This window comes from Embleya australiensis (assembly GCF_051903075.1).
GTDB lineage: Bacteria > Actinomycetota > Actinomycetes > Streptomycetales > Streptomycetaceae > Embleya.
In genome coordinates this window covers 215,792-228,614 of the sequence record NZ_CP182422.1, presented here as the reverse complement: position 1 = coordinate 228,614, position 12,823 = coordinate 215,792, and the positions used below count along the sequence as shown (strand labels likewise).

Annotated in this window: 5 protein-coding genes; all 5 read right to left on the bottom strand. The window is 71.3% G+C overall.

Annotation, left to right across the window (positions count from 1 at the left end; all coding sequences use genetic code 11):
* Positions 1 to 7 precede the first annotated feature (7 nt).
* On the bottom strand, positions 8 to 436 hold the full coding sequence (locus ACMXN5_RS00995) for a hypothetical protein (protein WP_439673530.1): 429 nt from the start codon (positions 434 to 436) through the stop codon (positions 8 to 10).
* A gap of 173 nt (positions 437 to 609) precedes the next feature.
* A complete protein-coding gene (locus ACMXN5_RS00990; protein WP_439673529.1) occupies positions 610 to 1,521 on the bottom strand; it encodes a pyridoxal-phosphate dependent enzyme in 912 nt (303 codons plus the stop codon).
* Positions 1,522 to 1,533: 12 nt separating this feature from the next.
* Positions 1,534 to 8,481: an amino acid adenylation domain-containing protein gene (locus tag ACMXN5_RS00985; protein ID WP_439673528.1), complete on the bottom strand. Its 6,948-nt coding sequence runs from the start codon at positions 8,479 to 8,481 to the stop codon at positions 1,534 to 1,536.
* Positions 8,478 to 9,509 carry an aldo/keto reductase gene (locus ACMXN5_RS00980; protein WP_439673527.1) on the bottom strand — a complete coding sequence of 344 codons (1,032 nt, stop codon included), beginning with the start codon at positions 9,507 to 9,509 and terminating at the stop codon, positions 8,478 to 8,480. Before ACMXN5_RS00980 ends, ACMXN5_RS00985 begins: the two co-directional genes overlap by 4 nt.
* Positions 9,502 to 12,795 (bottom strand): non-ribosomal peptide synthetase, encoded by a 3,294-nt coding sequence (locus ACMXN5_RS00975; RefSeq protein ID WP_439673526.1) that lies wholly within the window; start codon positions 12,793 to 12,795, stop codon positions 9,502 to 9,504. The genes ACMXN5_RS00980 and ACMXN5_RS00975 overlap by 8 nt, the downstream gene beginning before the upstream one ends.
* Positions 12,796 to 12,823: the final 28 nt, after the last annotated feature.

Genomic DNA, 12,823 nt, shown 5'->3' with positions numbered 1-12,823 from the left:
CACCCACTCAGTGTTCTGCCGGTGCGGGGGACTTGTCCTTACCCTTGCCGGGGTGCCGGCGTTCCCGGAATTCGTTGCCCTTGCGGGCGCTCCAGGCCAGGACACCGACGCGGGCGGGCAGGAGCACGCCGCAGAGCGGGAATACGAGCGCTGGGGACAGCCAGACGTCGGTGCCGCTTTTGCCCATCGCGATGCGGATGATCACCGTCACCACATAGGCGGCGACTCCGGTGCCGATCCACCACTTCCACGCGCTCTTGCTGGCCCCCACGGTGGGGCCGTGGGTGTCCTCGCCTCTCCGGGTGCTCACCGGTCGCCCTTTTGCCTTGCGCCACAGAGCCCGAATCAGGAAGGCGGTGCCGAAAACGGCCAGGATCGTTGCCAACATGCCCCACTGCGCAGGCGAATCCGGCACCCCTCGGGCGTACTCGTTCATGTCCCACCTCCGCCACCGACCCCTGTGCTGTAGTCGGTGGCACTTCTGCCCGAAGCCGGAAACCCCATGCCTGGATGCCGACTTCCCGCCACCGCAGCCACCGGATACGACCGCTCGGGCCGGCCGGTCGTCAGGCCCGGCCGTAGCCGTGGCTTCTCGCGCCTCGCGCGATTTCAGCGGCCGGTTACCAGGACGATCTGGTCCCCGGTGACCTTGGTGGTTTCGGCGTGGGTCAGCAGGCCCGCGAGTCCGGCGGAGCCGGCTGCGGTGGGGTGTACCGCGTAGCGGGCCAGTAGGGCTTGGGCGGCGAGCAGTTTGTCGTCGGTGGCGGCGTGGGTCGCGCCGTCCGAGGCGGATATCGCGGCCAGGGCCTCGGGGCCGTGCAGGGCGTGCCAGTTGACCAGGGGCTCGTTGTGCTCCGTCGTGACCACCTCGTGGCTGGACAGCCTGCGGTACGGGCCCGGCCAGCTCGTCACGATCGGGTTGTTGCCGGGGGAGCCGACCGCGTGGAGGGCCACCGGCCAGGCCAGGAGGCGGGCTTGGCGGTGGGCCGCGACGACCGTCGTACCGTTGCCGACCGGGATCCACAGCGCGGCCGGAGCGCCGCCGAGTTCACGGTGCAGCACGCGGACGACGTGTCCGTGCCCCGCCAGGATGGCGTCCGTGCAGGGTCCGTCGACATTGCCGTCCAGAGCCCCCAACTCGACGGCCAGGCGGTGGGATTCGTCGACGGCGTCCTCGTAGCCGCCGCGCACGAAACGGATGTCGGCCCCGGCCGCCGCCACTGCGGCGCCGCCGTCACCCCAGTCCGCGGGCAGCACCACCGTGGACCGCAGGCCCGCCGCCGCGCACGCCGTCGCCATCGCGCGCCCGTAACTGCCGCACGAGCCCACGACGATCCGGTCGTGCCCCTCGGCGACCGCGCGGGCCACGACCGCGCGGGCGGCGGGTTCCTTGTGGCTGCCGGAGGAGTAGCGGGACTCGTCCTTGAGGAAGACGCGGACGCCAGGCAGGAGGCCGTCCGCCACGATCAGGGGGGTCAGGTACGGATCGGTGGGCGGTGCGAGGGAAGTCGGAGGCGACAAGGGGAAGTTCCTTCACCGGGTGCGGGTGGAGAGCAGTTCGTCGGCTTCGCGCTGCAGGTCGTCGCGCGAGCCGATCTCGGCGGGCGGTATGGCGTCGGGCAGTTCGTCCTCGATCAGCCGCAACCGGTCGTTGAACCAACCGCGGACGGACCAGGCCAGTTGCAGCACACCGCTCAGGACGATCAACAGGGCCAGGCCCCGACCCGGCCCCTCGGATTCGAGCAGTGGTTGCACGAACCGCTCGGCCGGCGGCCCGACCACGAGGTAACCCAGCGGCATCGTCAGCATCATCAGGGTGATGAACAGGGACAGCACACGGCCCTGCAGTTCGAACCCGACCTTGCTCTGCACGATCGCGATCCAATGGCCCTCGGCGAGGGATTCGCCGAACCCCACAAGGAACATCCCGACGACGATCAGCGCCGGGACGGTGGAGATTCCGACCAGGATCATCGCGAAACTGCCGATGCCCATCGCGATGAGCATCCCGTGACTGCGCCGGGCGGTACCGCCCCACAGACCCATCAGGACGCTGCCGACGATCCCGCCGACGCCGCCGGCGCCCAGCGCCAGACCCAACACCGAATCCGACTGCTCCGCCAGCAACATCGGCGTGATGACGGCGAAGCCCAGGGTGTAGAAGACGTGGTCGATGACGAAGAACCGAAGTGCCGCGCGCAGCCCGGGTCGACGGGTGATGTAGCGCCAGCCGTTGCGGATCTCGGCGCCGAAGGTCTCCTCGCGTACCCGGAACATCAGGTTCGGGAAGCGCACGAGAAGCAGCGTGAGTGCCCCGATCCCGAAGGTGCCCGTGTCGACGAGAAGCACACCGTCGATGCCGATCGGGTCGATCAGCGCGGCACCGAGCATCGGTGAGAACACCAGCCCGACGCCGACGCCGAGCTGCCCGATTCCGGCGGCATGGCCGAGATAACGCTTGGGTACGAGCTGCGCGACCGCCGCGAGGTAGGCCGGCCGCTGGAACGCCCCGGCCACCGACGTCACCGACACGACCAGGTAGACGTGCCACAGGTGCAGGCCGTCGCCGTGCATGAGGGCGACCAGGGCCGCCATCGAGAGTCCGGCAGTGGTGTCGCTCGCCAGCATCACCTTGCGGCGGTCCCACCGGTCGGCGACGGCCCCGGCGAGCGGTCCCACGAGGATGCCGGGGAGCAGTCCGATCGCGCTCACCACCGCGAAGGAGGTGAGCGAGCCGGTCCGGTCCAGCACCCAGATGCTCAGTACCAGCGTGCTCAGCCCGCTGCCCATCATCGACAGAAGCTGGCCGAGCGCGACCAGCGCGAACTTGCGCAGATCGGGCGCCGTCCCCGCCGCCGGGCCTCGCACCTCGGCGGGGAACCGCACGGTCGGCTTCACCGTCGACGCGGCGTTCGGCGAAGTGTCCGACCGCCGCGCACCGGAGTCGACCGCGGCCACCAGGGCCTGCGCGAGCGGCTCCGCGTGGCTCTTGAGGAAGAAGTGCCCCGCACGCGGCAGCACCACCAGGCCCAGGTCGCCCTCGGTGAAGTGCCGCCATTCCTGGTGGCGTTCCTGATAGTGCTCGGTGACCCGGTCCCGGGCGCCGACGACCGTGAGCACCGGAGCCTTCAGCGGCCGGTACGTCCGCCGGTACGCCGCCGTGAAGTATTCCTCGGCGTCGCGCGCGTCGTGCCGGACGTTGCGCAGTACGAAGGCCTCCTGCTCGTCGTCGTCCAGATCGGTGAAACCGCCGCGCGCGCGGAGGTAGGCGAGGTATTCACGGTCGGAGGTGAAACGATCCACCGGCACGTGCCGGTAGATCCAGTCGAAGAACCGTCCCGGCAGCCGGGCGGTCGGGAATCCCGCCCCGAGCGCGACCCCGGCCAGCGCTACACCCGCCGCCTCGGCGCGCCGTGCCACCTCCACCGTGAGTGCGACGCCGAGGCAGTGTCCGTAGAGCAGCACCGGGCCCTCGATCGTGCGCATTTCCTCGACGATGCGATCGGAGACGACGGCGATCGGCTCCAACTCGTCGTCCGGCCTGGATCGGTCGTGGCCCGGCAACTCCACCGCCCGCAACGCCCAGTTCGCCGGAAGCGCGTCGGCGAGCGGCTGATAGGCGACGGCGCTTCCCCCGGAGTAGGGCACCGCGACGACGGTGTGCCCGCCGGTCGCCGGGTCGGCGTCCGTGGCGGTGAGCCGGTGCAGCAGCCCCCGATCGGCGGGTCCGGCCGCCGACCGCGCGTCGAGATGCGCGGCCAGGCGGCGGATGGTGGCGTACCGGTAGAACTCGACCAGGCTGGGCGCCGGTTCGACCCGCCGGACGACCCGGAGGGCCGAGAACGAGTCCCCGCCGAGGTCGAAGAAACTGTCGTCGATGCCGGGTTCGGGAACCCCGAGAACCTCCGCCCAGATCGCCGCGATCCGCTTCTCGGTAGCGGTCCGAGCGAGCGTCACGGCGGACTCGGGCCCGGTCCCGGTCGGGGCGGGCAGCGCACGCCGGTCCAGTTTGCCGTTCGGCGTCGACGGGAGCGCGGGCAGCGTGACTATGCGGGTGGGAACCATGTGCGCGGGCAGGCCCGCCGCGAGTATCTCGCGGTAGGCGGCCTCGTCGGCGTCCGCCCCGTCGCGGGTCACCACGTAGCCGACGAGCCGGCTGATGCCGCCGGGCGGCCCGTGTACGGCCACGGCGCATGCCGCCACCTGCTCCAGCGTGCCGAGCCGGGCCTCGATCTCGCCGAGTTCGATCCGGTACCCGTTGATCTTGACCTGGTCGTCGAGCCTGCCGAGGAAGTCGACCGTGCCGTCGAGATGGAATCGGGCCGAGTCGCCGGTGCGGTACATCCGGGCGCCGGGCGCGGTGACGAAGGGATCGCTCACGAACCGCTCGGCGGTCAGTTCGGGCCGGTCGTGATAGCCGGGTGCGACGCCGAGCCCGCCCAGATACAGTTCGCCGACCACGCCCGCGGGAACGGGTCGACGGTGCGCGTCGAGGACGTAGACCCGGTTGTTCGGGAAGGGCCGACCGATCGGCAACGGCGCGTCGTCGGCGAGGTGTTCGACCGAACCCTCGAACAGCACGTTGTCGACGGTGGCCTCGGTGACCCCGTACGAGTTGACCACGCGGTTGCCCGGCCCGACGAGGCGTTTCGCCAACGCGTACTCCTTGACGTGCCACTTCTCGCCGCCGCCGATCAGCAGTCGGACGAACGACAGGTCCCCTCCGCCGCGTTCGGTGTGGTCGAGGAGCGCGCGCAGCACCGCGGGCACCAGTTCGGTGCAGGCGACGTGCTCGGTCTTCATCAGCGCGTGGAGATCGGCCGGGTCGAGCGCGGTCTCGCGCGGGGCCACCACCAGCCGGCCGCCGCTGAGATGGGCCCGGAGCGTCTCGCCCACGAACATGTCGAAGGAGAAGCCGGCCGCCTGCAGGTAGGTCCACTCCGGCCGCAGCCGGTACGCCTGCCGCCACATGCCGGCGGCGTGTACGAGGTTGCCGTGCGTGACCACGACGCCCTTGGGCGTGCCGGTGGATCCCGAGGTGTAGATGACATACGCGGGATCGTCGGCCGCGTTGCACAGGGGCAGGTCGCCGCCGTCGTCGGGAAGCCCTTCAGGCAGCCCTTCGGCGAGGTAGTCCCGGTTGATCACCACCGTCGCCCCGCTGTCGATCAGCATGTACTGCACCCGGTCGCTCGGGTAGGCCGGATCCAACGGCACGTACGCCCCGCCCGCCTTGAGCACCGCCCACATCGCGATGAAGAGCTCGACGCCGCGATCCAGGTTGATCGCGACCCGGTGGCCCGGCCGGACCCCCTCCCGGCGCAGTCTCCGGGCGAGCCGATTGGCCCGGCGGTTCAACTCCCCATAGCTCAGGGTGTCGCCGCCGACGGTGAGGGCGGGTGCGTCGGGTGTGGCTGCGGCGTGGCGTTCGAACAGCTGGTGTACGGCGATGGCGTCCGGTATCGGGGCGACGATGTCGTTCCAGTCGTCCACGATGCGGCGATGTTCACCTTCGGTGAGCATCGGTAGCCGGGTGACCGGCGTACTCGCCCCGCCGATCGCCGCGTCGAGGAGCGTCAGCAGGTGGTCGACGAACGCCTCGACGCGCGCCTCGTCGAAGAGTTCGGCGGCGTAGTCCGCGTTCAACACCGCGCCGTCGGCGGGGAAGTCGAGGCCGATCGCGAGGTCGACCATGCTCGCGGCCGGCGCCAACTCACCGGCGTAGCACAGGAGCCGGTCATCCGCCGTCGGCGTGTTGTGCACGGTCAGCATCACCGGACTCAGCCGCTTGGCCCCGCCGGGCCGCGCCAACGCGTCCACCAGATCCGGCAGCGCGAGTTGCCCGCGGTCGAGGTCGCCCAAAACCGCGTCCCGCACCCGCGCGAGGAGTTCGGCGAACGACGGATCGCCGGATACATCGCCGCGCAGCGGCAGTACGTTCAGCGCGGGGCCGATCAACGAGGCCGACTCGGCGGTCGACCGCCCGGCAACCGGTGCGAGCACGGTGACGTCCGTCCGCCCGGTGTACCGGCGCAGGACGACCTGGAGCCCGGCCAGGACCACCATGAACAGGCTCGCCCGCTGTTCGCCGGCGTAGGAACGCAGCCGGTCCAGCAGTTCGGGATCGAGGGGACGGCTGATGCGGCCGGCGGCGTACGAGGGGGCGGCCGGGCGAGGCCGGTCGGTGGGCAGTTCCGCGTCGAGATCGGCGCCGTCGAACCGCTCCCGCCAGTACGCGACGAGCGCCGCGTCGGCCTTCGCGTCGGCGGCGCGCGCGGCGAGATCGGGCACGGGAGCGGCCGGTGGCAGCCCGGCGCCGGTGACCGGATCGGCGCCTTCGCGCACGGCCCGGTACAGCGCGGCGAGTTCCCGCCCCAGCACCCCCGCCGACCATCCGTCGAAGGCGAGGTGATGCACGATCAGCACAAGCACGTCGTCGTTCAGGAAGGCGTGTGCGACCGGGCCGTGCCGGACGTCGATGCCCGCCCGATCCGGCTCGCCCAGCGTCAACGGGATCTCCGCCGCAGGTGCGACGACCATGCTCGGCTCGATGCCGTCATCGGGGAAGCGCGCCCGCAACAGCGGGTGCCTGCGGGCCAGTTCCGCGAGCGCCGTGATGAGTGTCGGAACATCCACCGGCTCAGCCCAGCGGTAGCGAATTCCCAGCGTGTACACGGGCAGATCGGCGCACAACTGCTCGGCGATCCAATAGTCGCGCTGCATCGGACTCAGCCGATGTGGGACCCCCTCCGCCAGGGTGGCGATGGCAGGCCCGTCCGCGGCGCCTGTCCCACCGCCGATCAGCTCCGCGAGCGCGGCGACGGTCGGATCCGCGTACCACCGCGTAAGCGTCAACTCCGCGCCGTGCCGCAACCGCAGGGCGGCGATGAGCCGTACGGCGTCCAGGGAATCGCCACCGAGCGCAAGAAAGTCATCGGCCGCACTCGTCACGGGAACGCCGAGAATCTCCCCCATCAGCGCACCGGCGCCGCGCTCCGCCGCCGTGCCGGCGACGTCCGGAGCGTCCTGCCGCGGCGCCGGCACCGTCGCCGCGAGGGCCGCCTTGTCGATCTTCCCCTGCGGGTTCAGCGGAAACCGCCGGTGCCCGACCAGCGCGGCCGGGACGAGATGGGCCGGCACCAACTCGGCGAGCGCGGCCCGGACCGCCGCCAGGTCGGTCGTGGCCTCGGTGACGACATGCCCGATCAGCTTGGCGCGGCCGGTGTGCTCGTCGACCAGGACCACCGCGTCGGTGATGCCGTCGAGCGTGCGCAGCGTCGCCTCGACCTCCGCCGGCTCCACCCGATGGCCCCGGATCTTCACCTGGTCGTCGAGCCGCCCCAGGAACTCCAACTGCCCATCGGCAGAACGCCGCACGCGGTCCCCGGTGCGGTACTCGCGGCCCCGCCCCGGCGTCGTGACGAACCGCTCGGCGGTCAGCTCGGGACGGTTCAGGTAGCCGTCGACCACGCCGATGCCGCCGATCAGCAGCTCGTCGTCGGCGCCGATCCGGCAGGTCACGCCCGGGTGGGGGAGGCCGATCGGGACCACGTCCCCCGACCACTCGGTCACGTCCGCGGCGGTGGCGCCGACGGTGGTCTCGGTGGGGCCGTACGTGTTGAACAGCCGCGCGGCGCCGCCCACCGCGGCCTGCCAGCGGCGTACCGCGTCGGGCCGCGCGGTCTCGCCGCCGATGATCACGCACCGCACGGCGGCCGGGAGCTTGGTCTCGCCCCGGGCCAGTGCCGCGACCAGTTGGTGCCAGTACGCGGTCGGCAGGTCCAGGACGGTGATTCCGAGCGCGTCGCAACGGTCGAGGAACAGGTCCGGCCTGCTGATCATGTCGTCGTCGCGCAGCACCAGGGTGGCGCCCCGGAGCAGCGGGCAGAAGATCTCCTCGACACTCGTGTCGAAGCTCAACGAGGCGAACTGCAGGATCCGGTCGCCCGCCGCGAAACCGAACCGGTCCGCGAACACGGCCGTGAAATCACGCAGTTGCCGACGCCCGACCAGGACGCCCTTCGGCCGACCCGTCGAACCGGAGGTGAAGATGACGTACGCGGGGTCCCGTCGACGCACGCTCTCGTCCAGCGGCAGCACACCGTCGGCCGTGATCAGCGCGCGCGGCCGGGTCTCCTCGATCATCAGGTCCAGGCGGGCCGCCGGATAGACCGGGTCGAGGGGTACGTACCCGGCCCCGGCACGCAGCACCGCCAGGATCGCCACGATGGCGTCCCGGCCGCGCGGCAGCCGGATTCCGACGAGATCACCCGGTCGTACGCCCGCGTCGGCCAGTCGGTCCGCCAGGTCGGCCACCAAGGCGAACAGGGCCTCGTAGTCCAGTTCGCCGTGCGCGTCGGCCAGTGCCGGCGCGTGCGGCGTCCGGGCGGCCTGCGCGGCCAGGGACGACCAGACGTCGTCGTCGACGGCGGCGGGCGACGTGTCGTGGGTTCGGATCACCCGGATCTCCTCGGTGCTCACATCGACCAGTGCGTCGGCCGCCGGTCCCAGCGGTGGGCGCGCAGGGCGTCGAGCAACTCCGTCGGCAGCGGCGCCGATCCGGACACGCGCAGGTTCGAGCGCACATGGTCGGGGCGGCGCATGCCCGGGATGACCACGGAGACGGCGGGGTGGTGCAGCGCGAAACGCAGCGCCAGTTCCGGAAGGGTCTGCTCGGCGGGGACGAGGCCGCGCAGCGCGTCGACACGTTCGATGGTGGGCGGCAGGTTCTCCGGTCCGAAGTAGACGGCGCGCCAGTCCTCGGGCGGGAACACGGTGTCGGCGCTCAGGTTCCCGGTCAGCGAACCCTCGTCGAAGGGGACCCTGGCGATGATCGCGATGTCCTCCTCGATCGCGCGGGGGAACAGCTCGTCCTCGGGGGCCTGGTCGAAGATGTTGTAGATGACCTGGATCGCGTCGACCAGCCCGGTGTCGAGCGCGGCGAAGCAGTTCGTCGGCTCCCAGCGGTTGACGCTGATGCCGAATCCGTCGATCAGGTCCTGCTCTTTGAGCAGGGTGACGGCCTTCTGCCAGGCGGGATCCGCGGCCCAGCGGTCCTCCCAGACGTGGAGTTGGAGAAGGTCGATCCTGTCGACGCCGAGGTTGTCCAGACTGCGCCGCGTGTAGTCGAGGATGTGGTCGAGAGGGAAGACGTCCTCGATGGTGTCCTGTGGGCGCGGGGGCCATTCGCGGTTGAGCGGGGGAACCTTGGTGGCCAGCCGGATCCCGGCGTCGGGGCGGCGGTCGCGCAGTTCGCCGAGCAGTTCCTCGGACTTGCCGCGTCCGTAGGCCCAGGCCGTGTCGAAGAACGTACAGCCCATGTCCACGGCGAGGTCGAGGGCGTCCGGGGCGATGTCGTAGTCCCAACCGGTGAATCCGCCCGGGCCGCCGCCGATTCCCCACATGCCGTAGCCGACCTCGCCGACCCTCCAGCCGAGGCGTCCCATGGTGCGCCGGCGCATCGGCGTCTGTTGCTCGTTGACGACCATCGGTCGCTCCTCGTCATGCACCGACAGGCTCCTTCGGGCGGGTGTGCGATGTGGTGAACAGGGCGGGGTTGTCCTGCAGAAGGTTTTCGAGCACGTCGCGAAGGTCCGCCTCGTCGTTCCCGCAGCCGGCGGCGCGGTGCTCGAAGACGGCCAGCAGCGCGCCCAGTTCGGCGTCCCCGGCCGCCGCGGCGGTGCGCAGTCGGGACAGGAAGAGCGAGCAGGACACCCGCTCCGCGCCTGCGTCGGCCAGTTCGTCGAAGTGCACGCTGCCCGGGGTGAAGAGGTGCGCGGCACGTCCGTGCATCGCCGGGTCACGGATCGCCTCGGCGATGGCCCGGGCGATCGTGTCCAGCGGGCTGTAGTCCGACCGGATCGACGCCCGGGGCACCGCGCCCAGCCGCTCGAAGGCGGTGAGCAGCAGATGGGTGAGCGCGGTCGGGTTGGGTGCGGCGGTGGTATCGACGGCGGGCATGACCTCGCCCAGGCGCAGCACCGTCACGGGCAGGTCGTCGGCGGCGTGGACGAGCCGCTCGGCCACCCACTTCGACAGGCTGTAGCCGCTCGACGGCGGGGTCACGGCGGAGATGTCCACGTTCTCGGACACCGGGTGGCCGACGGCGAGCGCGTGGTCGTGCAGGACGCCGAGCGTCGAGATGTAGTGCAGGGGGATGCCGCCGGCTTCGCGGGCGAGGCGGATCAGCTCCGCCGTGCCCAGCACGTTGGGCTCGCGGTGCATGCGGTAGTCGTACAGGAGGTTGACCAGGGCGCCGCCGTGCACGATCAGGTCGCACTCCTCGGCGAGCCGGCGCCGGCGGGTGTCCGTCAGCCCGAGGCCGGGGAGGGCCAAATCTCCGGCGATCGCGGTGATCCGTTCGGCGTAGCCGGTGTGGTCCAGGCCCTGCGCGGACAGGGCGTTCAGGAGTCGTTGCCGCGCGTGGGAATCGTTGGTGCCGCGGGTCAGGCAGAGCGCCGTCAGGTCGGTGTGTTCGAGGAGTTCGTGGAGCAGTCGGGTACCGACGAACCCCGTCGCGCCGGTGAGCAGGACGGTGCGCGGTGCCCGGCCGCGCCGCGCGGGACGAGGTGCCGGAATCGCCACGAGGCCGGCGAGGTCGGCGGCGACCAGGTCGGCCGAGGACGGTATGCGGTCGTGTCCGCGCTGTGTGATCAGCCGGCGCAGGCCGCTTGCCGTCGGATGTTCGACCATGTCCCGGACGCCGATGTCCGTGCCGAACCGGTCGCTCAGCTCGACCACGGCGGCGACCGCCTGCAGCGAGTTTCCTCCCGCGGCGAAGAAGTCGTCGTCGGCCGCGAAGTCCGGGCGTCGCAGGACGGTTCGGAGAACGGCCAGCACGGGGTCGGAGCCGAAGGTGGCGGGCGGCGCGGCGGGCCGCTCGACCCGGACGGCCAGCCGTCGCCGGTCGATCTTCCCCGCCTCGGTGAGCGGCATCTCCGTGACGACCACTACGCGTTGCGGGATGCCGGCGCGAGGCAGCCCGGCCCGCAGGTGCGCAAGCACCGCCTCCTCGCTCGCCGTTCCGGCGATGACGAGCAACAGCTCACGCTCACGGCTCTCGGCGGACCCGGCGACCAGCGCGACGGCCTGCCGAACTCCCTTGCAGGCCAAGGCCACGTTCTCGATCTCGCCCGGCTCGACGCGTACCCCGCCGATCTTGATCTGATGATCGACGCGTCCGCCGAAGTGGAAGCGGCCCTCGGTGTCGAGGTGCCCGAGGTCACCGGTGCGGTACATCCGGCCGAACGTCGGGGAATCGAAGAAGCGTTGCGCCGTGCGGTGCGGTTCGCCGTGGTAGCCGGCGCCCACACAGGCGCCGCCGATGACGATCTCCCCGGTCGCTCCAGGCGGCAGGGGCCGCCCGTCGACATCGACGACGACGGCGACACAGTTGTCGATCGGCCGCCCCAGTGGGATGTCGTCGCCGTCCTCGGTCGTCACCTCGTGGAAGATCATCCCGATGGACGCCTCCGAGGGTCCGTACGCGTTGCTGACCCGCAGTCCCGGCAGCAACTCCCGCAGAGCCCGCACGTCCTGCGGATTGATCTGCTCGCCACCGACCACGAGGTGTCGCAACGAGCGCAACCGCTCGACCGTCGCCGGCCGCCGCTCCAACAGGGTCAGCAGCGCGCCCAGCACCGCCGGCACGAAGTCGGTGACGGTCACGGCGTGGGTGTCGATGAGGTCGATGGTGTGCTGCAGATCGAGACGCTCGCCGGAAGTGGGAACCACGGTCGCGCCGCCGGTGGTCAGCGGCCAGAACAGCTGCCAGAAAGCCGAATCGAACGTGTGCCGGGTGTTCTGGAGCACCACCTCGCGGCCCGGCGGGGGACCGAACCAGCGGTCCATGAAGGCGAATCGATTCGCCAGGCCGCCGTGGAGGTTGACCGCGCACTGGGGCGTTCCGGTCGTGCCGGAGGTGTAGACGCCGTAGACGACGTCGTGCGGTGCGGGCTCGGGTGTGCCGCCGACGGCGAACTGCCCGTTGATGTCGGCGAGTTCGACACTGATTGCCCGGTCGCGATGGGCGGCGGGGACGGTGGCCGGGTCGGTGCACAACACCACGGGCGCGTCGAGCAGGTCGAGGGTGTGCGCGATCCGCGCGACGGGCCAGCGGGGGTCGATCGGTACATAGCCGATCCCGGCCAGCATCGCGGCGGCCCACGACACCGGCAGGGCGAGGCCGTCGGCGACGAGGATGGGTACCAATGCGCGGCTTGTCGGTGCGGCGGCGCGGATGCGGGCGGCCAGGGCGGCGGCGTGCGCGACGAATCGGCGGTAGGTCAGCGTTCCGTCGGCGGCGTACACCGCGACGGCATCCGGAAGGGACCGGCTGACGGCCAAAATCCGTTCCGGGACACTGCGGTAGGGGCCGTGGTCCACGCGTGTTCCGGCGAGCGAGCCGAGCACCGCCGACTCGGTGTCCCGGGACAGTGCGGCGAGTTCGTGGAGGTCCAGGTCCGGGTCGGCCAGAACCGCGCCCAGCAGTTCGGTGTGCATCTCGGTGACCGCCGCTGCGGCCCGCTCCCACACATCGCCGGGAGGACACCGGAGTTCCACCGACAGCCGACCGGCGGAGTCGATCCGTACCCGCACGGTCGGCCCGGCCGTGTCGTCGGACGCATCGTGCGTGTGGACGGCGACGGCCGTCGGGCCGAACGTGGTTGCGCTGAGGGCCAGTTCTCGTCCCAGCCGTCGGGCGACTTCCGCCAGCGTCCGGACGGCGGCGTCCGCTAAGGAGTTGTCGGGCCTGAGAAGGACGGGATGCCGATGGCCCCGCCAACCGAGGTTCATGGCCCCAACGTAGGTCGCGTTAGGGATC